At 59.6% G+C, this 25364-nt stretch carries 20 protein-coding genes; 8 read left to right on the top strand and 12 right to left on the bottom strand.

The window, feature by feature from the left end:
• Positions 1 to 3: 3 nt before the first annotated feature.
• Positions 4 to 864 carry an RNase adapter RapZ gene (gene rapZ, locus LBK75_04615; protein MDR1157575.1) on the bottom strand — a complete coding sequence of 287 codons (861 nt, stop codon included), beginning with the start codon at positions 862 to 864 and terminating at the stop codon, positions 4 to 6.
• On the bottom strand, positions 864 to 1808 hold the full coding sequence (gene murB, locus LBK75_04610) for a UDP-N-acetylmuramate dehydrogenase (protein ID MDR1157574.1): 945 nt from the start codon (positions 1806 to 1808) through the stop codon (positions 864 to 866). Before murB ends, rapZ begins: the two co-directional genes overlap by 1 nt.
• A gap of 149 nt (positions 1809 to 1957) precedes the next feature.
• Here murB and LBK75_04605 point away from each other — a divergent pair, with 149 nt between their 5' ends.
• The 4 genes from LBK75_04605 (at position 1958) to LBK75_04590 (ending at position 9523) form a co-directional block, all read left to right on the top strand.
• A complete protein-coding gene (locus tag LBK75_04605; GenBank protein MDR1157573.1) occupies positions 1958 to 2182 on the top strand; it encodes a hypothetical protein in 225 nt (74 codons plus the stop codon).
• 4 nt (positions 2183 to 2186) lie between these two features.
• Positions 2187 to 2588 (top strand): HEPN domain-containing protein, encoded by a 402-nt coding sequence (locus LBK75_04600; GenBank protein MDR1157572.1) that lies wholly within the window; start codon positions 2187 to 2189, stop codon positions 2586 to 2588.
• Entirely contained in the window at positions 2564 to 2881 is a 318-nt protein-coding gene (locus LBK75_04595; GenBank protein ID MDR1157571.1) for a nucleotidyltransferase domain-containing protein, read from the top strand. Before LBK75_04600 ends, LBK75_04595 begins: the two co-directional genes overlap by 25 nt.
• 612 nt (positions 2882 to 3493) lie before the next feature.
• A complete protein-coding gene (locus tag LBK75_04590) occupies positions 3494 to 9523 on the top strand; it encodes a discoidin domain-containing protein (GenBank protein ID MDR1157570.1) in 6030 nt (2009 codons plus the stop codon).
• Positions 9524 to 9637: 114 nt separating this feature from the next.
• On the opposite strand, the gene LBK75_04585 is transcribed toward LBK75_04590, so the two are convergent.
• The 8 genes from LBK75_04585 to LBK75_04550 all read right to left on the bottom strand — a co-directional run bounded on the left by LBK75_04585 (position 9638) and on the right by LBK75_04550 (position 16111).
• Entirely contained in the window at positions 9638 to 9859 is a 222-nt protein-coding gene (locus tag LBK75_04585) for a hypothetical protein (protein ID MDR1157569.1), read from the bottom strand.
• Between the two features lie 92 nt (positions 9860 to 9951).
• Positions 9952 to 10824, bottom strand: coding sequence for a nitrogenase iron protein (gene nifH / locus LBK75_04580; GenBank protein ID MDR1157568.1), 873 nt, complete (start codon positions 10822 to 10824; stop codon positions 9952 to 9954).
• Positions 10821 to 11177 carry a dinitrogenase iron-molybdenum cofactor biosynthesis protein gene (locus tag LBK75_04575; GenBank protein MDR1157567.1) on the bottom strand — a complete coding sequence of 119 codons (357 nt, stop codon included), beginning with the start codon at positions 11175 to 11177 and terminating at the stop codon, positions 10821 to 10823. The genes nifH and LBK75_04575 overlap by 4 nt, the downstream gene beginning before the upstream one ends.
• 5 nt (positions 11178 to 11182) lie before the next feature.
• A complete protein-coding gene (locus LBK75_04570; protein ID MDR1157566.1) occupies positions 11183 to 12691 on the bottom strand; it encodes a nitrogenase in 1509 nt (502 codons plus the stop codon).
• Positions 12692 to 12730: 39 nt separating this feature from the next.
• Complete coding sequence (locus LBK75_04565) at positions 12731 to 14068, bottom strand: hypothetical protein (GenBank protein MDR1157565.1); 1338 nt, start codon at positions 14066 to 14068, stop codon at positions 12731 to 12733.
• Positions 14069 to 14100: 32 nt separating this feature from the next.
• A complete protein-coding gene (locus tag LBK75_04560) occupies positions 14101 to 14985 on the bottom strand; it encodes a radical SAM protein (GenBank protein ID MDR1157564.1) in 885 nt (294 codons plus the stop codon).
• 5 nt (positions 14986 to 14990) lie between these two features.
• Positions 14991 to 15932 (bottom strand): cysteine synthase A, encoded by a 942-nt coding sequence (cysK, locus tag LBK75_04555; protein ID MDR1157563.1) that lies wholly within the window; start codon positions 15930 to 15932, stop codon positions 14991 to 14993.
• Positions 15933 to 15952: 20 nt separating this feature from the next.
• Entirely contained in the window at positions 15953 to 16111 is a 159-nt protein-coding gene (locus tag LBK75_04550; GenBank protein MDR1157562.1) for a YezD family protein, read from the bottom strand.
• Between the two features lie 314 nt (positions 16112 to 16425).
• On the opposite strand from LBK75_04550, the gene LBK75_04545 reads away from it, so the two are divergent.
• The 4 genes from LBK75_04545 (at position 16426) to LBK75_04530 (ending at position 20308) form a co-directional block, all read left to right on the top strand.
• Positions 16426 to 16872, top strand: a complete 447-nt coding sequence (locus LBK75_04545) for an Rrf2 family transcriptional regulator (protein MDR1157561.1) — start codon at positions 16426 to 16428, stop codon at positions 16870 to 16872.
• An 87-nt stretch (positions 16873 to 16959) separates the two neighbouring features.
• Positions 16960 to 18114: a PLP-dependent aspartate aminotransferase family protein gene (locus LBK75_04540; GenBank protein MDR1157560.1), complete on the top strand. Its 1155-nt coding sequence runs from the start codon at positions 16960 to 16962 to the stop codon at positions 18112 to 18114.
• A gap of 3 nt (positions 18115 to 18117) precedes the next feature.
• Positions 18118 to 19293, top strand: coding sequence for a pyridoxal phosphate-dependent aminotransferase (locus LBK75_04535; protein ID MDR1157559.1), 1176 nt, complete (start codon positions 18118 to 18120; stop codon positions 19291 to 19293).
• An 85-nt stretch (positions 19294 to 19378) separates the two neighbouring features.
• Positions 19379 to 20308: an NAD-dependent epimerase/dehydratase family protein gene (locus tag LBK75_04530; protein ID MDR1157558.1), complete on the top strand. Its 930-nt coding sequence runs from the start codon at positions 19379 to 19381 to the stop codon at positions 20306 to 20308.
• Positions 20309 to 20563: 255 nt separating this feature from the next.
• Here LBK75_04530 and LBK75_04525 read toward each other — a convergent pair whose 3' ends face one another.
• Together LBK75_04525 and LBK75_04520 are read right to left on the bottom strand one after the other, a co-directional pair.
• A complete protein-coding gene (locus LBK75_04525; protein MDR1157557.1) occupies positions 20564 to 21874 on the bottom strand; it encodes a putative DNA binding domain-containing protein in 1311 nt (436 codons plus the stop codon).
• Between the two features lie 313 nt (positions 21875 to 22187).
• A partial coding sequence (locus tag LBK75_04520; protein MDR1157556.1) for an S-layer homology domain-containing protein occupies positions 22188 to 25364 on the bottom strand: 3177 nt, incomplete at its 5' end.

Below are 25364 nucleotides of genomic sequence, written 5' to 3'. Positions count from 1 at the left end.
GGTTCACCCCCTGGCGATGTCCCGATGGGTCAGCATGGCGCGGTAGCCGATCTCCCCGACATACTCGTACAGCATCCGGGCGACAGTCACCGAGCGGTGGCGGCCGCCTGTGCAGCCGATGGAGATGACCAGGGAGGTCTTGCCCTCCTCTATATACTGGGGCAGCAAAAAGGTGACAAGCCCCTTGAGCAGCGAAAAAAACTCCTGCGTCTCCGGAAAGCGGTTCACGTAAGAGAAGACATCCTCGTCGTTGCCGGTGAGCGGGCGGAGCTCATATACGTGGAAGGGGTTGGGCAGAAAACGTACGTCGAACACGAGGTCCGAGTCGCGTGGGACCCCATATTTGAAGCCAAACGAACCGATCATGACCACCATAACCCGGGCCTGCGGGCCGTCGGAGAACAGATCGCGCAGGTGGTCGCGGAGTTGGTTGGTTGTCATGACGGAGGTGTTCACAATGTAGTCCGCCTGGCTGCGTACGGGCTCCAGCATGTGATACTCGTGCGCGACGGTGTCTTCCATCGGCTGCCCATCCACGGCCAGCGGGTGGCGGCGGCGGGTGGCCTTGTAGCGTTGCATGATGACCTCGGGGGAGGCCTCTACAAAGAGGATCTGATACCCGTACGCCAGCTCCGACAGTTCTCCAAGGGCTCGGAACAGCTCGTCGAAGGAGCGGTTGGAGCGCACGTCCGTCACCAGTGCCACGCGGTCGTACTTGCCCTCGGAGGCCATGCACAGTTCGGCAAACCGCGGGATAAGCTGCACCGGCATGTTGTCCACGCAGAAGTAGCCCATGTCCTCAAGCAGCGTGGCCACCTGGCTCTTGCCGGCTCCCGACAATCCCGACACAACGAGAAATTTCATCACACGTTTCCCCCCTCGCGCGGCGCCCCGGCGCCGAAGTCGCCCACCAGGCCGATCTCCGGCTCCAGCTGCACGCCTGTCTCGGCGCGCACCCGTTCTTGAATCTGTTCGATCAGCCGGCGCACATCTTCGCAGGTGGCCCCGCCGCTGTTGACGATGAACCCGGCGTGTTTGTCCGACACCGCCGCCCCGCCGACATGGGCGCCCTTCAAGCCGCAGGCCTCGATCAGGGGCGCGGCGTGCCCGCCCAGCGGTCGTTTGAATACGCTGCCCGCGCTGGGCAAGTCCAGCGGTTGGGCGGCGCGGCGGCGCGCGTCCAGCGCCTCGGTCTCCGCGCGGATCGCATCCGAGTCCCCGGAGGTCAGCGTCAGCGTGATCTCCAGGGCAAAGGACCCGCCGTGGTCGGTGAAGAAGCTGTGGCGGTAAGAAAATGCATGTGCGGGTCCGGTCAGCACGCCAAACTGGCCCACCGTGTCCACATATGAAGTGCGCCGCACCACGCGGCTCATCTCACCGTCGTAGGCGCCGGCGTTCATATAGACGGCGCCGCCCACCGTGCCGGGAATGCCGTGGGCAAAGGCCAGGCCGGAGAGTCCCCACCGCGCCGCCGCCGAGGCCAGCGCGGAGAGCAGCACGCCGCAGCCGGCGACGATCTCGCACTCGCCGCCGCGCCTGAGGCCGGCCAGGCCGCTGTGCGTCTTGATGACGAGGCCGCGCACGCCCCGGTCGCTCACCAGCAGGTTGGTGCCCTTGCCCATGAGCAGCACCGGCGTCTCCCGCCGCCGGGCCAGCGCAAGCAGCGCGGCCAGCGCCGCCGGGCTGCTCGGCATCGCCATCAGATCGGTCGGACCGCCGATCGCAAAGGAGGTGTGGCGGCGCATCGGTTCATCGACCAGCACCGTCATGTCGGGGCACACATCGAGGATGTCCTGACGATCAAGCAAAGAATAACCCTCCTGAACCAATGGTAAATATGTCAAAATATGGAATTCAAACCGGAAAATCTGCGCACACAAAAATAACACCGGCCCGGCCGTGCGGGCAAGACCGATCTTATTATACCAAACGCAGGCGAAAAATAGAAGGAGAGAATTTGTCTCTTCCCGAGTGCAGCAGTGACAGCAAGGCGAAGGGCTTCGCGCTCACGGTGTACCGCCTGTCGAAAGATGGAGCTCGGACGGACCAGAACACCTGGGCGGCCTACGCCGCACATCAACAAGGCGGGCTGGATCGCGTACACGCCGTCGATTACTACGGAGGCGGTGGGGAATGCTTTACAAACACTTCGTATTGGTATATAATGCTATCGTGGAGATGATCATATGGACGGCCTAGAAAAATTTGAGTATTGGTTTGACATAGCCAAATATGATCTCACTGTTGCCGAAAGCATGCTGAGGGATGGACATTGGCTTTATGTGGTATTTATGTGCCAGCAAGCTGTTGAAAAACTGGTGAAAGGTCTATATTCCTTTTACCTGCCAGATGCGCCGCCGCATTTGCACAACATCAAGGCAATTGTCAAAAAGTTTGAACATTGTTTGCCGCAGGCGGTGCCTATAGATACAATAGATTTTTTTGACACACTAACAGCATATTATCTGAACAATCGCTACCCAGATTATGTGAGCAAGCTGAGTTCGCAAATCAGCGAGCAGGAAGCGAGTGATACGTTGAGAACGACAAAGGAGGTATTCATATGGTTGCTGACATTGAAACCATAAATGATAAAGCAAGAGCTTACGCCGCTCAGGTGCGGCAGGTACTGCCGGTTCAAAAGGCGTATTTGTTCGGTTCTTATGCCAAAGGGACTGCCACTAGGCAAAGTGACGTTGACGTTTGTTTTTTCCTTGACAACTTCGGCGGGAAAAGGCGGGTGGAAATTATCAAAGAGCTGTTGAAATTAACGGAGGGATATGGCGATGTCGGATTTGAACCGCTGGCGTTGCCCGCTTCTGAACTGCGCAACGGCAATCCCTTTGCGTTGGAGATCACAAATACCGGGATTGAAATCTGAGTATATGTGTCAAGGGGACGTATAACATGACACATTTTCGAGTGCGCCGCATTTTTTCTCGACCCTTTGCGCAACACCAGAAACCGTAGAGAAAAAGATTGTGCATAAAGACCAAAAGCACCGTTTTTGTAGAAGAAACGGTGCTTTTTAAAGTTTTTGATAAGGTATACCTTTTCAAGCGTGTGCCGCAGGAGATGAACACTGTTATTATATTACACATAATTCGTAAAGTCAAGAGAAAGAAGTGATATTTTTTGTGTACTCTGACTAAGAAAAATGAAGCAAATCCTCTAAAACGACACATTCAAAAAGGTATAGTATAGCAAGCCATATAGGAGCCGCCGAAGACGTTGTGGCCAGTGGATCGTGTGTGAGTCCGGGGAATGCGGCTGGAAGCGGGGCGGTCACTTTGTGTGCAGACAAAGTGACCCGTCGGTGGGACCGTTTGTGCAGACGGTCTCAACCCGCAGGGAGAGAGTCGCAAATACTTGAGGCGGTTGTGTGTTTACCGGAGATGGCCTCGGCCCGCAGGAGGCACCGCGTGATTTACGAGTCACAGTGCCAGGTTGTTTTGGGCACAAACAAAACGTATTGAATGGAAAGGGAATTTGTATGAAACTTCGTAAAATCTTGGCGGTCTTTTTGGCCGTGACGCTGCTCAACGTACCGTTTGTTGCACCGCAGACTGCTTTTGCAGCGAATGCGGTCAATCTTGCGGCGGGAAAAGCCGTGTCGTCGTCGGGGAACGCCAACGCAAGCTGGGTCGCACAGAATCTGACCGATGGGAACTACAACAACGGTTGGAGCAGCGCCGCATGGAACGGCCCAACCGGCCATGCTTGGTGTCGCATTGATCTGGGCGCCGACACACAGTTTAACGCGATCAATATACTGGCGCGTAACTATCAAGGCATTGTGTGCTATCCTGTTTCGTTCATGATCGAGGCAATCACAGACAGTGGAACGAGCATCGTACTCGTCAACAAAACGGATGCGCCCACACCTACGGTGGACGAACCTTGGGCGGAGTATACGTTCGATACCGTAACCGCGAGGTATGTGTATCTGACGGCAACAAAAGTCAATGCCCATGCAGCTGGAACGTATCACACCCAGCTGATGGAGCTTGAAATTTACTTCACGGGATTGGACGCCCTTTTGGCGGAAGCGCTGACGCTTGAGGAAAATCAGTATTCTCCGGCGTCATGGCTGACGCTTCAGAATGCCATTGCGGCCGCTCAGAAGACACTGAGCAATCCCAGCTCGACAGAAGAGGAGCTTCAGAGAGCTTACGACGCACTCCAATCCGCCATCAATGCGGATCTGATGATGGGTGTAAAAAGTGTGAACATAAAGGTCGGTGACTCGGTTCAGATCACCGTAGAGCCGCCGCTGGGTGTGGAGTGGTCTTCGAGCAATTCGACTGTCGCATCTGTTGACCAGACCGGCCTCGTAACAGGGCACAGAAAAGGCAGTGCCGTGATAACCGCCGAACGTGGGGGTATCAAGAGGACTTGTACCGTCACAGTAAAGTCTGCCACAACTGAAACGCTCGCGAACGGATACGAGATCGACATGAGCGACTTGCCCAAAGTCAGCTTTCCCGAACATCCCGAATGGGAGGAGATTTATGACGCGGCGTGGCAGATGCACAAGTCCAATATCAAAAAGGCGGAGCTCACTCTCAACCCTGAAGGCGCTTATTATATGGATCCGGCGTTTGACGGCGGCGTGTATGCCTGGGACACAATGTTTATGATGCTGTTTGACAGATGGGGATACAATCAGTTCCCGACACTTTCGTCTCTGGATAATTTCTATTACTACACAGGGGCGGACAACGAAGGCAAGGCCATTGGGCAAATCGCCGGAACGTTTAGCTCCGATGTCGTTTCGTCCGATTTGTATTATGACAATTCCGCGCCGTGGGCGGGAGACGGCATATTCGGCAAACCGGCGGCTTCCACAGCGAAATCGCCTCAAGAGTTAAAATCCTTGGCATTTGTTGAAACACTAAACGCTGCGAGCGGTGCGGAGACTTGGGCGCTGGATTCGGACAATATCAACGACGGATTCCCCATCTTTGCGGCCAGTCCGGCGACCGTACAGTCTCCGGTATCTTTTGGCGGCGACGGCACCGAAGCCAATCCGATCCAAATCACGAGCACGGCCGATCTTGAAACGCTGGCGCTCCGCGTAAACAGCGGCGAAGAGCGCACAGCGGGTAAATACTACCTGTTGACCAACGACATAACGCTCACCGGCGTCCGCAACCACACGCCGATAGGCATCGAAACGGCGGGACGCGAATTTGCGGGAACATTCGACGGAGGCGGCCACACGATCTCCGGCATAAGGATTTACACGAGCGATGCGACACAGGGACTATTCGGATACATAAGCGGCGGAACAGTAAAGAATCTTGGCGTGATCGACGCGGTGATTGAGTCCGGCATCAAAAGCGGGTCGGTCGGCGAGCCGGGCGCGAACAGCGGCGCGATCGCCGGTCAGGCCAAAAACGGAGCGCGCATTGTCAACTGCTTTTCGCGCGGTGCGTATGTCCATGTCAAAAACGCGGCGGCGAGCGGAATCGTTGGCTTGCTGCAAAACAACAGTGTGATTGAGAACTGCTACGCCGTCGGGTTTATGGCCGGGAGCAAGCAATGTTCCGGCGGCATAGTCGGCTTTGAACAGGGCGGAGAGAATACTGTCAAGAACTGTTATGCGAGCGGCGAAGTTCTTTACAATGGTTTCGGCTACATACCGCGCGGGCGCTATCAGAACGGCTCTATATACACAAACTGGGATATGGTCACCGGACTCAATCCGCCGCTTTGGGCATGGGCGGAGTGGGACACATATAAAATCAGCGGCGACATATCCCGTTTCAGCAAAGTGATCAACGGAAGGACAATTTACCAGCGATTGATAGATCACTTCAAGTTCATCGAACGTGAACGCAAGGTTGAGAACGGACTTTACGGCAAGACATCCGGCGACAGCAACGGTTTCGACGACACGCCGAACCAGGACTACCCGTGGATTCTCCCCACTGCTGGCAAGGGCGAGCAGACGTATAACGATCTGAGTATGCAACAGGCGCAGCAAGCATATTATTTGGCGTTAATCGCGAATGAACAGGGCGATGTTGAAAACTACGAATACTTTACACAGCGGCACGCGCAGATATCGGGGTTGATTAACGAATTGATGTGGGACGAAGAAGCCGAGATGTACTCCAATTTGGCGCCCGACGGCGTGACGCATACCAACATCTCGACGCCTACCAACCTGTGGGCGCTGATTGCCCGCGTGGCGCCGCCTGAACGCGCCGAAAAGATCATCAAGGCGCATGGACTCAATTCGGAGAAGTTGTTCCGGCCAAACGGACTCGCCACTTCGGCATATGACTTTCTAGGGAATTCCAGCGGAGCATCCGCGTTCAGTCCGAAGGGAAAGTACTGGAACGGTTCTGTCTGGTCGCCTTCATCTTACCAATGGATGAGGGGACTCACCGAAATGGGGTACAGCGATATTGCCTTCAATGAGGCCGTGCGCCATGTCAACATGCTGAGCGACGTCTATAAAAAGATAGCGGGAGGAGCTTTCGGCAATAGCATCTGGGAATGCTATTCTCCTGATTATCTGCGTCCCGCGACGGTCAAAAACGATGCGGGTATTGCCAGGAGCAACTTTGTTGGCTGGACGGGTGCGCTTTCTATCGGACTCATACTCGACAACTTGCTCGGGTTGGATATCTGCGCGCCGCGCAACATCATAAACTGGACGCCGCGCCTGACCGAGGCGAACGCCGTAAGCAACTTGTGGTACTCGACGGACGGTGTGACAAACAGAGTTGATATTTCGGCGGAAAAGCGTCTCAACGCCGACGCCAGCGTCGTCTTCACAGTGAAAAGCGAACGTGCTTTCACGCTCAACATTGACAATGCCGGAGTGCTGACCACGCTGGAAGTCGAAGCAGGAGAGCATCAATATGTCGCCACCGGACCGAACACCCTGCAAAAGGCCCCCGCGTTGTCCATATCGGTTGATCCCATAAACGCCGGAGGCACGATACAAAAATCTATCGCGGATGAAAATGCAATCGATTACGTCATATTCAGCCAGAATGCGGACACCTCGGTGAAAGACGGAATCAAGTACCAACAGCATAAATTTGACGGCCACCAAATCTACAATGTGAATACGATTGGCTACAGAAACGCGTCGAAGCGCAGCAGTGCCCAGATGGTTGCACTGGGATATGCGGATGCATCGGAGATCGTCAAGACACCGTACAACAGCGAAACGGCAGACGACGGTTTCATGATTATGGCCGAGGCAGGCAACGGCGCTCGGCTGCTAAAAGCCGTCGTCGGAGTCAAAAATACGTCGGCTGTTTTTACGGCCAGACTTTCGGACGCTTCCGCCGCCCGTATTTCCCGGACACTTGAGGCGGGTTCAGATGAACAAACGTATATTGTGAACATTCCATTCCGGGCGGCTTCGGAGGACCAGTATGTCTATATCGAATATCGAATTCCGCACAACTCCGCTTCCGATTCCGAGATCAGCCTTAAGGGCATTTTCCTGGAGGATGTTGAGGGTGTGCCGTCCGCGCTTGTGAATGTCAGCGCCGTGGCGGGCGACGGCGTTGTCATTCTCAACGCATCCGATCCAGCGGGCGAAACAAATGACAATTATGTCGTCTACGTCGCCGTTCACAGCGGGGAGCGCGTTCGTTACGAAACCGATTCGCTCCCGTTTACCTTGACAGAGCTTCAGAATTTTTCCAGGCACACCGTTTTTGTGGCGGGCATGAAAGACGGGGTGGAAGGCATTTTAACATCGGCAGCGGCGATCCCAGAACCGGATGGTACGACTGATATCGATCGGGCGGCGAAAGACCTCGCGCTTACGCTTCCGTATATTTTGGACGACAACAAACCGGGCGAGGTCCGGATGAACCTTTTCCCAACCGTAAGGGGCGTTTTATACGGCAGCACGTTCGTACTGCAAAGCGCAACGGATGGAGAGCAGTACGGCTTGTCGAACGACGGTACAGTCAGACGTTCGCTGCTCGCCGACATAACAACCACGGTCGTGATTGCGGCGTCGCTAAAGGGTGTGACGGCCAGCCGGACCTTGACGCTGACGATTCCACAGGTAGATCTGTCGTCAGAACCGTATGTCGTAGGCGAGGCCAAGGCGCCGATAAGCGGCGTAGTCAATCTGACCGCGCTGGGTGACATTGATTGGGTTCAGTTCGCGACGCAATACGACACGGACTACGCAAAGAAGGCAGTGAGAGTTCCCGAGATCACCAACATCACCCATATCAACAGTTCGTATACCGAGGTGGCCGGGGACGCGCCCTTTACGTACACATACACCGACGCGATGGAAGGGACGCAACCGGGCAACAACAAATCCATCGTCTCCAAAGATCTGGGGAACGGCTTGACGTTCAATCTGCCAGGCGGTCCGGCGCTCAAAAAAGTCACAGTCTGCGCGGGGGTTTACAACGGGACGGCGCAGGTGGAACTGCTGATCAACGGTGTTTCACTGTACAAAGACAGCATCCGGTCGGCAACGACCGGAGACCATTTGCCGCTGAATAAATTCAGGTATTTCGAAATGAATTATTCCACGCCGAATCCGTACGATATCGTGCTCGTTCAGGTGACGTTGACCGAAGATAAAGGGCGCACCGCCAGCAGTCTCGTTGTTCCGTTCGTAACGCTGTCCGATAAAGGGATATTGCTGACGAGGCCAACGGTTGCAGAAGGGATAGCGTACACGCCAGTCAGCGGCGAGGTCAATCTGACCGAGCTGGGCGACATTGATTGGGTTCAGTTCGCGACGCGGTACTACACGGACTACGCGAAGAAGGCGGTGAGCGTCCCCGGGATCACCAACATCACCCATATCGACAACTCATATACCGAGGTGGCCGGGGACGCGCCCTTCACGTACACGTACACCGACGCGGCGGCGGGTACGCAGCCGGGAAACAGCAAGTCCATCGTCTCCAAAGATCTGGGGAACGGCTTGACGTTCAATCTGCCAGGCGGTCCGGCGCCCAAAAAAGTCACAGTCTGCGCGGGGGTTTTCAACGGGACGGTGCAGGTGGAACTGCTGATCAACGGCGTTTCAAAATACAAAGACAGCGTTCGTTCGACAACGACGGGCGACAACTTGGCGCTGTATAAATTCAGATTTTTCGAGATCAGCTACTTGGCGCCCAACCCGGACGACGTCGTGCTTGTGAGTGTGACGTTGACCGAGGACTACGGCAGAGGGAGAACGAGCCTTGTCCTGCCCTTCGCGGCGCTGTCTGCCGACGGAACATTGAGCAGTTCATACGGCGTGCGGGCATCCGTTTCGGAAGACGGGGCGAAAGGGGCTTACTCAATCTTCAACGCCAAGGACGAAGCGCTTGACGTTTTGTGCATACTGGCCGCCTATGACGCGGATGGAAGACTTGTCAATGTCAGCCGGAAAACACTGGGTGTAGATCCGTGGGGTTTCGGGGATCAGGTTGTCGAGCTGCCGTCGGATGGCGCCTTTGTCAGGGCCTTTCTCTGGGACGCGAATACGCTTGCGCCGCTCTCCGCGGCCGCCCGGGAGAACCGGGATTAATGGGGACGGCTAGCTGACGGCAACCATCATCGCAACAAGAAAGGGTTTGCGGCAAAAACGGCCGCGAACCCTTTCTTGTTCCCCCACCGGCATTCGAGTCATTTTTCTCTATTTTCAAGGCTTTCCGGCGTTTTTGTTGGTCATGCCATGTGCTTGCGCCATTTGATATTTTCGACAGATATCGTAGAGTCTCGCCTCAATTTCCCGCTTGCGCTTCTCGCGCTGCTCCGGAGTGAGGACGGGCGTGCGGCTGGTCAGTGTGATCGGCTTGCCCTGCATATAGACGGTTTTCGTTTCAACCGTAAAGCGCTGGCTCAAATTGATTGCCTGTTCCATTTTATAACCCCCATTCAAAGTATTCAGGTGATTTTTCTCAAATATAAAGTTTTTGACCTCCGCGACGCTTTTTGTGACCCGGCAGGGCGGCGTCAGATCGCTTCGCCCGCCGCGACTTTGCCTTCGGCCTGGAGCAGCAGTTTGTCGGACCACTTGGCGGCCCACTGCTGCAGTTCGGTCACGCCGAGGGGCGCGGGGATCGTGGAGACCTCGTGCGCCGCGATGCGCGCGGCCAGGGAGTTGTAGATCTGCGCCTGTTTGGAGTCCGGCGCGGCCTCGATCGTCGTCTTGCCCTGCAGTTCGCACTGCGTCACCGTGATGGACCGGGGCACGTATTCGACCACCTGCGTGCTGGTGCGGGCGACGAAGTCGTCGACGATCTCCCGCGAATAACCCTGGTTGATGGAGTTCGCGATGACGCCGCCGAGCAGCGCCCCGCCGGAGCGGCTGTACTTCTGAATACCGCGAAAGAGATTGTTGGCCGCGTAAATGGACATGAAGTCCGACGACGACACCGTGAACACGTGTTGGGCGATCCCCTCCCGGATGGGCACCGCAAAACCGCCGCACACGACATCTCCCAGAACGTCGTAGATCACGTAGTCGAGGGCCAGTTCCTCGAAGATGCGCTGGTGCTTGAAGAGCTCCACGGCGGTGATGATCCCCCGGCCCGCGCAGCCGACGCCGGGCGCCGGCCCGCCGGCCTCCACGCAGTAGATGCCGTTGAACCCCTCGAAGATCACGTCGTGGGCGTCCACCGACGACTTCTCCCGCAGGGTGTCCAGTACGGTGGGGATGTAGCTGCCGTCCCGCAGCGTGTTGGTGCTGTCGGACTTGGGGTCGCAGCCGAACTGCATGACCTTGAAACCCATCTTGGACAGCGCCGCGGAGAGATTGGAGGTGGTGGTGGATTTGCCGATGCCTCCTTTCCCGTAGATGGCGATCTGCTTGATCTGCTTGCTCATACGCGTGTTTCCCTCACTTCTCTGTCATAGTAGTCACGAAGCCGTGCCAGGGCGTCCTCAATCGGAAGTCCGATCTCAAACACAGAAATACCACTTTTTTCCAGTCTTCGCTTGGCGGGCGGGCCGATGCGGCTTACGAGCACGGCCCGGCAGTCCCCGAGCAGCGCGGCGGCGGCGTCCAGGGCGTTGTCCTCGTGCATCCCCCCGTCACAGACGGGCGGCACTGCCCTCCGCTCGACCAGCCGGTGCCCCTCCTTGTCGAGCGCGACGATGTAAAAACACCGGGCCCGCCCGAAGTGTTCGTTGACGAATTTGCCGTCTGTCGTGGCAATGGCGATGTGTATGGGCAGCACTCAAATCAACCTTCCGCTTTGATGTAGGCGAACGGGCTTTGCGCGTACCAAGAATCCCGGTAAGGAAGCGGGCAGTGCCGGGCCAGCTGTTTGTTGAACTGGGCGTTGGCCAGGATCCGCCGGATCCGGCGGGCCACCTCGAACACACCGGAAAACCCCATATAGTTGTAGGAGGGGCCGAACAGCGGCAGCAGCGGAAGGCCCTGTTTCGCGGAGATGTTGCCGCCGCCGGTGTGCCCCACGTAGAGGTCGGGGCGCAGCCGTTTCACGAGGTTGATCTGTTCAAAGGGCTGCTGGGTGGCGACGTTGAAGAGGACGTCGTCGATGTTGTCGAGGCTCTCAAAGACAGGCTCGGCAAACTCGTCGTAGTGGTGACCCTTGAAGCCGACGATCTCCAGTCCCAAGTCCTGCAGGATCTCCGCCGTGGCGAGGATGCGCACCTCGCCGCCGCCGAGGAAGGCGGTCTTCCCCCGAAGAGCGGGGCGGAAGGGGGCGAGCGCCCTGTCGAGCGCCTGTTCCTCCGACGCGATCAGCCGGTTCGCCTCCTGCGACAGGTCGAAGTGCGCGGCGATCTTGCGGAGCCACCGGGCCGTGTTCTTCCGTCCGATGGGGATCGTGTCGATCAGAAAAGGGATGTCGTACAGCGTCTGCAGGTGGCGGAGAAAGTAGTCGTCGTGGGTACCGCAGATGCTGACGTTCAGCGCGGATTCCAGCGCGTACTGGAAGTCCTCCGCGTCGGAATAGCAGGGCAGAAAGCGTACCTGTAAGTCGAGCGCGTTCAGCAGACGGGTGAGCTCCGTCTCGTCCGGGCGGGACATGGAAGAGACGTTTAAAATGTTCACCGTCCGGCTGTCGCGATAGCGCCGCCGCATCTCCTCCAGTTCGTCCGGCGCCACCCGGCGGTCCGCCCGCCGCTCGGGTTTTTTCACGAGTGTCCGCAAGATGCCGTGGTAGACGTCGTCGTAGGCGGTGGCCATGACCTTGGTCTTGAACCCGGAACAGTGTACCGGGACCAGCACGGCGGCGGTCTCCTCCTGCATTTCGGCCACCACGGCGTCCACGTCGTCGCCGATCAGAGCCGGCACACAGCTCACGGGGATCAAGATCGTTTCCGGGCGAAACATCCGCTCGGCAAAACGGATGGCCTCCTTCAGTTTGTTCTCCCCGCCGCCGATGACGTCGGCCTCATCCAGGTTGGAGTTCAACCAGATGAGACCCTCTGCGTTCGGGTCCCGCAGGCGCTTGAACGTCTGGCTGGTGCCCACCGCGCCGATCGAAGAGGCGCCGCAGCCAATGGGGCCGTGCATGATGATGACGGCGTTGCGCAACGTGTTGATGATGGCCTGGCTCAGTGTAAACTGGCAGCCCTGCGTCTGTGAGAAGGCGCGGCCGGCCAGGTTGAGGCAGCCGCCCGCCCGGGCGCACTGCACCTCGCGGCAGGTCCCGCCGAAGGCGATGCCGGCGCCGAGCCGCTCCTCCCGCACGGGAGGCGTTTTGGCGGATATATAGTTCAAAAGGATCCCTCCTGACTGTCGGCAGTGTTTCTTTCCCCTTCAGCGCCCGGAGACCAGCAGCGTCAGCAGGTCGCTCGTCAGCGTGAGTCCGCCGTTGTAGCCCGCGTAGGCCTGCTGGAGCACGACCCGGTTTGTCACCGGGAACGACACCGTGAGCAGCGGCCAGCCGAACCGCGCGGCCAGGTCCCGCTCGAAGACGGTGCCGATCAATACGGTGGGGGAGAGACCGTCGTAGTAGCGTTCATTGGCGCTCGGCGGCCACGCCTCCCGGATGTACCGTTCGAGCGACGAGGTGTCGGTGTCAAAGCGGACGAGCGGTTTGAGGCCGCTCTCCCACGCGTCGAAGCGATGTTCAATCGACCGGGTCTGCGCCTCGTCCAGAAAGTCTGTGACGACGGTGAGCACCGGCAGCCAGCCGAGTTCGTCGGCGAGGAAACGGGACACGGCCGGGGCGTAGTTGGCGTCCCCCGCTATTACGACATACCGCTGCAGGTCGACGTCGTTGTAGATGTCCGCCAGGCGCTCCAAGTAGTCGTAGTAGCGCGTCTCCTCGCTTTGGATCACGGCCTCGGCCGCCGGGCGCGCAACGCCGAGCGCGTCCGCCGCGGCCCGCAGGAAACTGCTGGTCTGAGCCGCGCCCACCGGCAGCGGCAGCACCGTGTACGGGATGCCGTGGAGAGCCTTTAGCACCTGCGCCGATTTGACGCCGTACACGTCCGAGAGTACCAGGGTGTGCGCGGCCTCGGCGGCGCCCCGCAAGTCCCGCAGCGTCTCGCTTTCGCCAAAGAAGGTGTGGGCGTGCAGGCCAAGACGCGTCAGCAGGCGTTTGATCTCGGCGAGATTGCCCTTGTAGAACGCGTCCTGCCCGGGCACGAGGCCAAGGAGATTGACGGTGCCTGGGCGCGCGGCGGCGGGGCGGGTAAAACGCTGAAACAGGCCCGAGAGCACCATGTCGTAGCCCTCGTAAGAGTTGCCCTTGAAACTCGGCGTGGGGATCGCGACGACCGGCGCCGCCTCGTTGGCAAACGCCTCGGCCACGGCCTGTACGTCGTCGCCGATCATCTCGACCATACAGCCGGTGATCACCACATAGAGGTCGCCGTCCATGAGATCCAGCGTGGAACGGATCTGTTCGCTGAGCCGGTCCTGGCCGCCGAACACGATCTCGCGCTCCACCACATTGGAGCTGCTCCAAGACGTGCCGCCGCAGTAGCCGCCGCCCAAATAGCCCGCGCCGGCGTTGCCGGCGTTGAATACGTTGAACCCGCAGCCGGCGCTCGCGTGGATGATGGGGATCGTCCGCGGCAGCGCGCGCAGTGTGAAGAGCGCGCCGCCCAGCGCGCAGGTGAAACGGGGCCTGTCGACAAATTTACGCATGAGCCGCCTCCTTTCTGAGGGTCCGAGAAGTGTCAGCCGTGAGAAAAGGTATTTTCACAGTGCAAATCCTCGTAGAGCCGGTCGGACACGTCCGTCTTTCCCAGCACGCCGCAGGCGTCCGCCCGGCAGTGCTGGCAGTGGCGAAATACCGGCAAAAACACCTCGGCGGCCGCGCGCGCCTCACTCAATTCACCGCAGTCCGGCGGCGCCAGATGGGCCAGGTCGCCCTGGGGGATCAGGGGGATGACATTGAAAATCGAGGCGCCGAGTTCGGCGCACACCTGGGCGATACGGCCGATATGGTCTCCGTTGTGTTCTGGGATGAGCACGGTGTTGATCTTGACCAGCACGTCCAGGGCCGTCAGGCGCCGGATGCCAAGGCACTGGCGCTCGATCAGGATGCGCGCGGCCTCCTCGCCCCGCAGTGTCCGGCCCTGCCAGACGATCTTTTCCACGATCCGGGCCGTGACGGCGGGGTCCACGCCGTTGACGGTGACGGTCACCGACCGCACGCCGGCGCGCGCGATGTCGTCCGCCAGATCCGGCAGCATCAGACCGTTGGTGCTCAGGCAGCCAAGCAGCATGGGAAACCGCGCGCGCAACGCCGAAAAGACGCGCAGGGCGTGGTCCGAGGCGAGGGAGTCCCCCGGCCCGGCGACGCCGACGACCGAGAGTTCCGGGCAGAGCGCCAGCGCCCGGCCGACGATCTCGACGGCCCGGTCCGCCGGCAAAATCTGCTGGGCGACCCCCGGCCTGTTTTCGGTCCTGTTGAAACGGCGCGTGCAAAAGCGGCATTTGATGTTGCAGTAAGGGCTCACGGGCAGATGGAGCCGGCCCTTGTTCGGCGCGCGGCCGAGGCAGGGGTGGTTTTTGGCCAGATGCGCGTAGCGCGTCTGCAGATGGGTCGCGCAGGCCATGGAAGTCACCTCACGATCTCGTCAAAAAGTGGCGTGGACAGATACCGTTCGCCGGTGTCGGGGAGCAGCACAACCACATTTTGCCCGGCGCTTTCCGCACGCCGGGCGACCTGTGTGGCGGCGAAAGCCGCCGCGCCGGAAGAGATGCCGACCAGCAGACCTTCCCGCAGGGCCAGACGCTGGGCGGTCTCATAGGCCTCCTCGGCGCGCACTTTGAAGATTTCGTCGACCACATCCTGCCGGAACACACCGGGGACAAAACCCGCCCCGATGCCCTGAAGCTTGTGGGGGCCCGGCGCCCCGCCGGAGAGCACCGGGGAATCGTACGGTTCCACCGCCACGATGCGGACGGCCGGATTCAGCTCCCGCAGGCGCAGCCCCACGCCCGTCACCGTGCCGCCGGTGCCGACGCCGGCCACAAAGACATCTGTGCGGCCGCCGGTGTCCCGCCAGATCTCTTCGGCGGTGGTGTTTCGATGGACCTCCGGGTTGGCGGGATTTTCGAACTGCTGGGGGATGTACGCGTTTGGGATCGAGGCGGCGAGTTCCTCCGCCTTGCGGACGGCGCCCTTCATGCCCAGCGCGCCCGGGGTCAGCACCAGCTCCGCGCCCAGGGCCGCGAGCAGCCGGCGCCGCTCGACGCTCATCGTGTCCGGCATCGTCAGCACCAGCCGGTACCCCCGGGCGGCGGCCACAAAGGCGAGCCCGACCCCCGTGTTGCCGCTGGTGGGTTCGATGAGGACGGTGTCGGCTGTGATCTGTCCGCTCTGTTCGCCCCGCTCGACCATCGCGAGGGCGATCCTGTCTTTGACGCTCCCCAGGGGGTTGAAGTATTCCAACTTGGCGATGAGCCGCGCCTTTACGCCTGCTTCCCGCCCGTAGTCCGTCAGCGCCAGCAGCGGGGTATTGCCGATCAGTTCCGTCAGTTTGTTTGCGATGTTTTCCATATGCGGACCTCCCTCCGTGGTCATATCTTGGTTTTTTCCAGTTTTTCCACCATCACAAGTTTGCCGTCGTGAATCACCAGCGTGATGGAGCCGAATTTGATCTCTCCCAGGTAGTGGATGATCTGCTTCAGCTTTTCTTCAGAGACACTGTTCGGTACCGAAAATGTAATCTCCCTCATGGTGTGTCCCCCCGTAACGGATTTTGGGTACCGCCGGCGCTAAATATTTACTATATATATATGTATTATATGAAATATAGAATATCCCAGAAGACAGCGTTTGTCAAGCCCTTCAGAGAAATTGGCGGGTATTTTGTCCCAGATATTTTGCGGGCCGAGGCAAACGCGCGCCGGGGGATGAGAATCTTGGCGCGGATTTTCGTCTCGGCCTTGACAAATGGGGATTCTTTGGGATATTGTATATTACATATGGAATCGGTTGGTGATCTTCGGGCGCGCCCGAAGGGAGACCGCAGCACAAGGAGGGTATCCCCATGCGAATTTCCGCCAAGGGGCGATATGCGCTGGCCGCCGTCACAGAGATTGCGCGGAGCTCGTCAAAGAACGAGAACATCTCCACAATCAGCATCGCGAGCCAGCTCGGAATCTCTAAAATCTACCTCGAACAGGTGTTTGCGCAGCTCAAGAAGGGCGGCGTTTTGGTCTCCGAAAAGGGGTCTCGCGGCGGTTACCAGCTGGCGCAGCCTCCGAAGAACATCACGGTGTGGAATGTGCTGATGGTCGTCGAGAACGCGCTGATGGACCCGGCCGGCAGCTCGGTAGAAAAGAGCGCGCCGGAAATAGCGATGGCGATGCAGTCGTTGGTGTTCGACGCGCTGGACAAGAGCATCCGCGACGCCATGGCCCGTGTGAGCGTGCAGGACCTGCTGGACTTTGCCGAAGCCCAGCGCGGCGAGCAGGCGTTTATGTACTACCTTTGAAATTTGTCTGTGAGGCGCTGCGCGCGGGGCGATGCGGAACAGGTGGCTGCTTGTAAGGCGCTGTGCGGCCGGGAAGGGGAGAGTGTGTTGGAATTTCAGACATTTTGTGTTCATGGAAGCGCTAAGAAATACGATGTGACAGGGGCCGTCAGTGTGCCGATTTTTCAGTCGGCCACGTTTGCGCACCCCGGTGTGGGAGAGAGCACCGGGTATGACTATTCGCGGCAGCAAAACCCCACGCGGGAGCATCTGGAGGCGCTGCTCGCGGGGCTGGAAGGCGGCGTCGACGCGCTGGCCTTCTCATCCGGCATGGCTGCCATCTCGCTGGCGATGGAACTCTTTGCGCCGGGCGACCATATCATTGCCTCCGACGACATCTACGGCGGTACCCACCGCCTGTTTTTTCACCTCTCCACCAAAAACGGGATCACCTTCAGTCTCGTGAATACCTCGGACCCCGCGCGGGTGGAGGCGGCCGTCACGCCGCGTACAAAGGCCGTCTTCGTCGAGACGCCGACAAACCCGATGATGCAGGTCACCGACATCGCCGCGGTGGCCGGCGTGGCGCGGGCGCGGGGGCTTCGGCTGCTTGTGGACAACACCTTCCTCACGCCCTGCTTTCAAAAGCCGCTGGACCTCGGGGCGGACATCGTCGTCCACAGCGGCACGAAGTACTTAGGCGGGCACAACGACACGCTCTCGGGCTTCCTCGTCGTGCGAGACCCGGCGCTCGCCGAGCGGCTGCGCTTTCTGCACAAGACCGTGGGTTCCTGTCTCTCTCCCTTCGAGAGTTGGCTGCTGATCCGCAGCATCAAGACGCTGGCCGTGCGCATGGAGCGCCAGCAGGAGAGCGCCCTGCAAATCGCCCGGTGGCTGCGGACCCAGCCGGGGATCGAGACCGTCTATTACCCCGGCCTGCCCGACCATCCGCAATATGAGATCTCCTGCCGGCAGACCCGCGGCTTTGGAGCCATGCTCTCCTTTGGTACGGACCGGGCGGAGACGGCGGAGCGCATCTTGCGGACCGTGAAGGTCATCCGATACGCCGAGAGCCTGGGCGGGGCGGAGAGCCTGATCACCTATCCGATGCTCCAGACCCACGCCGACATCCCCGAGACGGAGCGGGAGGCCAAGGGCATCACAAACCGGCTGCTGCGGCTGTCGGTGGGCCTGGAGGCGGCGGAGGATCTGATCGCCGATCTTGGCCAGGCCATCGCCGCCGGGCCGGACAGGGGGCGCTGAGCCATGGCGTACGACTTCGACCGGGTGATCGACCGCACGAACACCGACAGCCTCAAGTACGATTTTGCCCGCCGGCGGGGCAAGCCGGAGGGGATTTTGCCGCTGTGGGTGGCGGACATGGACTTTCAGGCGCCGCCCTGTGTGCTGGATGCGCTGATGGAGCGGAGCCGGCACGGCATCTTCGGTTATTCCGACGCCGGCGAGGACTACGCCGCCGTGCTGCAAAGCTGGTTTTGGCGCCGGTTCCGGTGGCGGATCGAGCCGGACTGGATCGTCAAGACGCCGGGCGTCGTGACCGCCCTCCATATCGCGGTGCAGGCGTTCACCGCGCCGGGGGACGGCGTCATCATCCAGCAGCCGGTGTATTATCCCTTCTCCTCGGCGGTGCGGAGCACGGGCCGGACGCTGGTGGTCAGCGAACTGGTTCTGAGGGACGGGCGCTATCAAATCGACTTCGCCGATTTCGAGGCCAAGGTCGAGGCGGGGCGGGTCACGCTCTTTATCCTCTGTAGCCCGCACAACCCGGTGGGCCGCGTCTGGACCGAAGAGGAACTCACGCGGTTGGGCGACGTCTGCCTCCGGCACGGTGTGCGCGTGGTCTCCGACGAAATCCACGCGGATTTTGTCTTCCCGGGCCGCCGGCACCGGGTCTTTGCCGATCTCAGCCCCGCGCTGCGGGATATCACGATCACCTGCACCGCGCCCTCCAAGACCTTCAATCTGGCGGGTCTGCAGATTTCCAACATCCTAATCGCGGACCCGCGCCTCAGGGCCGCGTTTGCGCGGGCGTACGCCGCCGCCGGGCTGAGCCAGCTCGGGATCATGGGTCTTGTCGCCTGCCGGGCCGCCTACGCCGGCGGGGAGGCGTGGCTGGAGGCGCTGAAGGTCTATCTCGTCGGCAACCTTGCGCTCCTGCGCGACACGCTGGCGCGGGCACTGCCGGCGGTGCGTCTGGTTGAGCCGGAGGGCACCTACCTCGCCTGGCTGGACTGCCGAGCGCTGGGGCTCACGGCCGCCGAGCTGGACGACCGGATTGTCCGCCGGGCCGGGCTGTGGCTGGACGAGGGCCCCATGTTTGGCGCGGGTGGCGCGGGCTTCCAGCGGATCAATTTTGCCTGTCCCCGGTCCGTGCTGGCCCAGGCGCTGACACAACTCGGGCGGATCGCCGGCGACGCCTGAGGGGCCGGGCGGACGCGGATTCGGGATACCTCAAGATACAGAGGGATACAGAGATGTTAAAGAGAGAAAAAAGGGGGGCGCGCGGATGAAGAAAGCGGTTGTCATTGGCGGGCGGGGCAAGGTGGGCGGCTATCTTGTGCCCATGCTCGTAGAGGAGGGCTTCGAAGTCGCCTGCGTCAGCCGGGGGCAGACGGAGCCCTTTGCGAAACAGGACGCATGGCGGCAGGTGCGGCAGGTGAACCTCGACAGGAGCGCGGCGGACTTCGCGGACGCGGTCCGGGCGCTGGGGGCGGATGTCGTCGTGGACATGATCTGTTTCGAAGACGCGGACATGCGCCGGCTGATCGGCACGCTGCGCGGCGCCGTCGCGCACTACCTGGTCTGCGGCAGCGTGTGGATGCACGGACCGAGCGGGGCGGTCCCCGTTCTGGAGGAGGAGGGCCGTTTTCCGCTGGAGGCATATGGCGTCGAGAAGGACAAGATGGACAAAACCATCGCCCGGGCCTTTGCGGAACACGCCTTCCCGGGCACGGCGGTACACCCCGGCCACATTGTCTGCCCGGGCGATGTGCCGATCAATCCGCAGGGATGCAAGAGCTTGGACGCGTTTTACACCCTGCGGGCGGGGGCGCCGCTGTATCTGCCGAATTTCGGCATGGAAACCCTCCACCATGTCCACGCGCGGGACGTGGCCGGCGTATTCCTCGCGGCCATCCGAGCCGGGGCGCCGGCGTTTGGGCAGGGGTTCCACGCGGTGTCCCCGCGCGCCGTCACGCTGCGGGGCTACGCCCTGGAGGCGGCCGGCTGGTATGGCCGCCAGGCGGACCTGCGCTTTGAGCCCTACGACGTCTGGAAGACGCGCGTGAGCGAAGAGGAGGCGGAGGCGACACTCTCGCACATCGCCCACAGCCCCAGCGCCTCCACAGAGAAAGCGGCGCGTCTGCTCGGGTTTGCGCCCCGGTACACCTCCTTCGAGGCGATCCGGGAATGTCTCGCATCCCTGGACGCGCTCTGATGTCGGCGAGGGATGTGTTTAAAGACATTGAAATGTAAAAATATGGAAGTATAGAGTCTCTTCGCGGCGCACAGCAAACAGGCAGGGTCCCCGGACGATGTTCGTCCGGGGACCCTGCCTGTTTGCTGTATGTTGTGTGGTGGTTGTCGAAGAGTCGAACGGCTTTCCTGCCGGCTACGCAATAGCTACGGGCTACACTTATTCCTGTATAACTGATTTGAGCCAATCCAGTGTTTCCAATGCTTCGCAGGTTTTTTATACGAAACTTGGATTAGAAATGAAATAGCGTAGTTTGCGGGTATCACCCTTGCGGATCAATTTGCCGTCTTCAACCAGTTTGCGGAGCACCTTGCCCGCTGCCGTTTGAGCCACTCCGAGTAGTTCCTCCGTTTGCCTGCGGGTAATTGAGCCGTGTTCTTTGAGGTAGTTCACAACTCGTTCTTGCGGCGTTAAAGTGTTAGAATCAATACGCGCTGTGACATGGTTTAAGTTTGGCAGTATCATTTTGAACACATTGGGGGTGACCTCAATCTTCGGCTGTGTGCGTGAGGTTCTGTAGCTCTCAAATATTTTTAAGATACCGGTACCGTAGGCTTCAATCAGCTGCAAACGGTAGAATACCGCCGCGAGGTTTTGATTGCGGCAGACGGAGTAGCCCGTCATGATGTCGCCAATCTCAATGCTGCCGACCAAACCGCCGGGAGAGATGAATTCCGTGCGGTCGGTGAATATCTTTATGAGAATACTCCCGCTTGTCGCGTACTCGCGGTGAACGACAGCGTTAATCAATGCCTCGCGCAGAGCCGCATCCGGATAATCGCGTGTGTCAATTCGCAACAGCTTGTCAAATGTAGCGTTCGTATTGTTGTTCAGGTCAAGGTACTCGTAAACCTCGCCAATTTGCCTGAACAGCGAGCCGCCAAACTCGCGTCGATCTTTGAATGTGCTTTGTGTTATATCTTGAAACACCGCCACTTTGATTGTGTGCGGGCATTGCTCCGACAGCAGCAGCGCGAGATTTGTACAGATGCGGTCATCGGTCAGCAGACCAAGCGTCGTCATCTGCGGTTCACCGAACGCGATCTTGCGAGCGGCAAACTCCGTTTCGGCAGAAGTGAAAATCAACGCCTGTTCAACGGAGCGTAGTTTCTCATAACTGTCGCCGTCTGTCTCTCGTATCATTTTGCGAATGGCGGTGTCGGTCGCCGGAACACTCGCTGCTCCGTGGCGCACATACACACCTTCCGGGCGAATACCTTTACCCGCAAGGTAATACGGACGCTCCGTACCGCCATGAATGGTGATGGCGATAATCTGTTTGCCGTCAACGTTCTCAACCCTGCTCTGCGCGAACATCGTCACATCGGGCTTGATGCTATCGCGGAGCATATTGTTTATATTCAATAGATCAGCGTCTGCGTCAGCAAGCCCAACGACATCTCCGTTGTTGTCTACACCGACATAAAGCATTCCGCCGCCGCTGTTGGCAAATGCGATAACACTTTTCTTGATTTCGTTGACGACCTCAGATTTGAGTTCAACAGTTTCGCTTTCCTTAAATGCCATATCTTCACCTCGCGTTTTATACACTTGACATTCTAACACATATTAACTCACGTGTCAATAAGCGGAGTTAGAAAAGTCGACTCGGTTCCCGAGTTTGTTTTTCATAAATGCGTACTGCTTTGCGAATAAAGCAGTCAAAGTCCATGCACTCGACCTGAAAAAGCCAATTAAATTCATATAATTCGGCACCATAAAAACCTTGGCTGTATTTCAGCTCATGAACCACACTTCCGCGTTATATGTGTGCAATACGCAGGGTCCCCGGACGAACATCGTCCGGGGACCCTGCGTATATCGATTGGCTTTCTGCCAGTTATGCGGCGGGTTCCGTAGATGCGGGCTCCGTAGAGTCGACGGGCGCCGAGGCCGAAGCCGAGGCGACATAGTCGATGACGCCGCAGATGATCTTTGCGGTTTCCTCACGCGTCGCGTACGCCCGCGGATCGAAGACGCCGCTGCTGCGCCCGGTGACGATGTTCAGCTGTCTCAATGTCTTCACCGCATCCAGTGCGTAGCTTGCGATCTGCGCCTCATCCGGGAACGCGCCGCCGTCTTCGATCGCCGGAAGCGTCACGTCCAGCGCGACCAGCCCACGGTAAACAATGGTGCACAGATCCTGACGGGTGATCGTGCGATTCGGGGCAAAGGCCGTTTCCGAGACACCGAGCACAATCTCGTGCGAAGAGGCGATGTCGACGACACTCTTGAACCAGTCGCCCGCGGTCACGTCCGCGAATGACTTGGGTGCTTCGCCGGCCTCAAGTTTGAGGCCCAACACGATCATCTTGGTGAATTCGGCGCGTGTCACGTTGCCCCGCGGGTCGATGGTGCCGTTCGGGCGGCCGGAGATGATCTCCGCCTCCACCAGCCGTTCCACAAATTCGGTGGCCCAACTGGAGACTTGGCCCGCGTCGGAGAAACCGCCCAGCGGCCCGCTGGGCGCATCAGGGGTGACGGGCGTGCTGGGGATACTCGGAGTCGTTGGCCCGGTTGGGGTATACCCAGAGGACGGAACCTCGGCCCAATGTGCATACAGTATGAGATCCGAAGTCACCGGATTGGCAAAGTTCCACTTGCTTCCGGTGGTCGCTGCCGTGTACCAACCGCTGAACGTGTAACCATGCCGAGAGGCGGCGGTGGGCTCAGTGGCTGGAGTGTCTATCAGGACCACCTGAGATGGGGTTGTCACCGTGCCTCCGTTGGGGTTGAAAGTCACGGTATATGTGGCCACCTCACCGGTCCCGAGCGAGAAGAGCTGGAAATAGTTCAGTCTGTTCGTCAGCGCGGTACCTGACGCCGTGGCGGTTGTCACCAAGTAGAGATCATGCTCGCCGCTTGTCGGCAGAATGGGCAGAACTACGGTTCGATATGTCGCATAAGAAGCGCCCGCCGGGATGATCGTCGGCCCGCCGATTTTGACACCGCCGTCGGCCGTGTTCTGGCCGTCGATCCATAGCTCCAGGGTGGAACTCGCGGTGGTGGCCATCCGGATCTGGAAGGAGCCCGCGTCTGTGCCGAAATCGACTTTCTTATAACCCAGTACGGCCTGGTTCACCTCGGCTGTCACCGCGGCGGTTTGGTAGAGACCCACTTCGTTGCCGCCGGCCATATAAGTGGTCGCTGGGTTGCCGGTGCTGCCGGCGGTCGCCGTGTCCCAGTTCTCCGCTTGGATCATCTTGCGGCCGTCTTTGCGGCTCTGGTTTTGCAGCCGGATCGTGCGGGTGACGAAGATGTCCAGGTTGTTTTTGAGTGTGGCCTTTACCACGACGTCTCCGTTCCCCGTGCCCGCGGCCGTCAGCAGGCCCGCCTGATCGATCGTCGCCAGGGTTGTTGCGGAAACCCCGTCACTGCCGTACACCGCCCAGTCGAGCGCATTGGCGGGGAGAGTGGTGTAGCCGGACCCGGGTGTGGCGTACAGGAAATACGCGCCGCCGATGTTGACTCTCTCGGGCGCGAGGAACACCGCCGTCTGCTGGTTCGTGCCCTGCCAGCGCGAGATGTTGTCGTTCGCGCCAAAGGCGGCGCCGGTCCGAAGCAGCAGATAATCCACGGTTAAATTTTGGCTGTCGACGGTCACTTTGTTACTGTCGAGCTGGTTGGTGATCAGGATGTCCTTCGTGGCCGTCTGGTTCCCAGCTGTGACCGTCACGGTGACGGTCCCGTTGTTCGCGCCGGTGGCCGTAAGCACGCCAGTGGCGGCGTTGATCTCCGCGAGCGCCGCGCCGGTACCACTCTTGTTGGCGACACTCCAGGCCACTGCATCCAGGGCGGTGACGGGTGTGAGATTGGCCGAAAGCGTCAGCGCCCCACTCTTTTCGCGGATGGAATCCAGCGAGTAGAGCTGATCGATCGCAATGTCGGTGGCGGTTTCGGGGGCGTTGAACTGGAGCCACTCAAGGACGGCGCCCCGCTTCTCCGTCTCGATGTAGATATCATAGGTGCCCGTGGTTACGGTGACGTTCACGCCGTACTTCCGCCACTCCGGCTTCACGTAGGCGTCTTTGTAGGTTTGGCCGTCCACGCTGCCCGGGTATACGCCTACCGGTCCGATGCCGAGCCCCGTGGCCAAGCTGCCCGGGCGGGTGTCCGTGAGAGCGATGGTAGCGATGGTGGTGGCGGCGGTAAGCTCGGTGTCGGGATCGCCACCTGTTGGTAGCGCATATACCGTCAGGCTGCCGGTTCTGTCGGAACCGGCCTGCACGGTCAGACGCGCGGGCGCCGATGTGAAATCGACGTTTTTGAAGCTGATCCACGCGCCGTCCTTCCGGAACTGGATGGCTGTGTTGGATTTGTACGCGATGGAGGCGCTGACCGTCTCGATGTCGTCCACCTGCTCGCCCTTTTCGCTGTAGTCGTCGAGGTTTTCCGCCAGTGTGAGCTTCTTGAGGTCGCGCTTCGTGGCTGTCAGATCTACGCCGTTGTTTACGCCGACGCCTACAGCGACCGTCAGCATGGCGTCGTTGCCGCCGACACCGTCCATGTCGTCTGCGTCGGCCGAGGAGCCGCCGGCCGTGATGACGTAAGCGCCGGCTTCTACCACATAGCCGCCGGATTCCACGTCCCACACGCCCAGTTTGTCCTGCAGATCGATCACAAAGCTGAAGGATTCTTCATCGCCTGGGGCGATGTCATGCAGCCGCTCGTAGGCGATCAGCTTCTTGATGGGCTGTTTGATCCGCGACTCAGTGTCCGCGAAGGCGCTGTAGATCTGCACGACTTCGTCACTGGTCTTGCTTCCGGTGTTTTTCACCTTGCCGCTGACGGTGAACTTGCCGTCGCTGATGGCGGAGACGGCCACGTTGGAATATTCGAACTGGCCGTAGCTCAGTCCGTACCCGAAGGGGTACAGCGGCACTTTAGCGGATGGGAGGTACTGATAAGTTCTCTCTCCCTTGATGATGTCGTACACCATGATGCCGTTGTTGATCGTGCCGTTCATGTTGCTGAGGTTGTCGTTCGTCGCTTCGCTGTAGTCGGGGAAGCGGTAGGA

This window comes from Oscillospiraceae bacterium, from assembly GCA_031265355.1.
Classification (GTDB): Bacteria; Bacillota; Clostridia; order Oscillospirales; family UBA929; genus JAIRTA01.
Note: the sequence above shows the minus strand (reverse complement) of the source record. Positions and strands in the feature narration are given on the sequence as shown.

Excerpts from the sequence above, each read along its gene's own strand:
- rapZ (MDR1157575.1), bottom strand. The coding sequence starts at position 864 with ATGAAATTTCTCGTTGTGTCGGGATTGTCGGGAGCCGGCAAGAGCCAG.
- LBK75_04600 (MDR1157572.1), top strand. The coding sequence starts at position 2,187 with ATGGACGGCCTAGAAAAATTTGAGTATTGGTTTGACATAGCCAAATAT.
- LBK75_04595 (MDR1157571.1), top strand. The coding sequence starts at position 2,564 with ATGGTTGCTGACATTGAAACCATAAATGATAAAGCAAGAGCTTACGCC.
- LBK75_04590 (MDR1157570.1), top strand. The coding sequence starts at position 3,494 with ATGAAACTTCGTAAAATCTTGGCGGTCTTTTTGGCCGTGACGCTGCTC.
- LBK75_04585 (MDR1157569.1), bottom strand. The coding sequence starts at position 9,859 with ATGGAACAGGCAATCAATTTGAGCCAGCGCTTTACGGTTGAAACGAAA.
- nifH (MDR1157568.1), bottom strand. The coding sequence starts at position 10,824 with ATGAGCAAGCAGATCAAGCAGATCGCCATCTACGGGAAAGGAGGCATC.
- LBK75_04565 (MDR1157565.1), bottom strand. The coding sequence starts at position 14,068 with ATGCGTAAATTTGTCGACAGGCCCCGTTTCACCTGCGCGCTGGGCGGC.
- LBK75_04560 (MDR1157564.1), bottom strand. The coding sequence starts at position 14,985 with ATGGCCTGCGCGACCCATCTGCAGACGCGCTACGCGCATCTGGCCAAA.
- cysK (MDR1157563.1), bottom strand. The coding sequence starts at position 15,932 with ATGGAAAACATCGCAAACAAACTGACGGAACTGATCGGCAATACCCCG.
- LBK75_04550 (MDR1157562.1), bottom strand. The coding sequence starts at position 16,111 with ATGAGGGAGATTACATTTTCGGTACCGAACAGTGTCTCTGAAGAAAAG.
- LBK75_04545 (MDR1157561.1), top strand. The coding sequence starts at position 16,426 with ATGCGAATTTCCGCCAAGGGGCGATATGCGCTGGCCGCCGTCACAGAG.
- LBK75_04535 (MDR1157559.1), top strand. The coding sequence starts at position 18,118 with ATGGCGTACGACTTCGACCGGGTGATCGACCGCACGAACACCGACAGC.
- LBK75_04530 (MDR1157558.1), top strand. The coding sequence starts at position 19,379 with ATGAAGAAAGCGGTTGTCATTGGCGGGCGGGGCAAGGTGGGCGGCTAT.
- LBK75_04525 (MDR1157557.1), bottom strand. The coding sequence starts at position 21,874 with ATGGCATTTAAGGAAAGCGAAACTGTTGAACTCAAATCTGAGGTCGTC.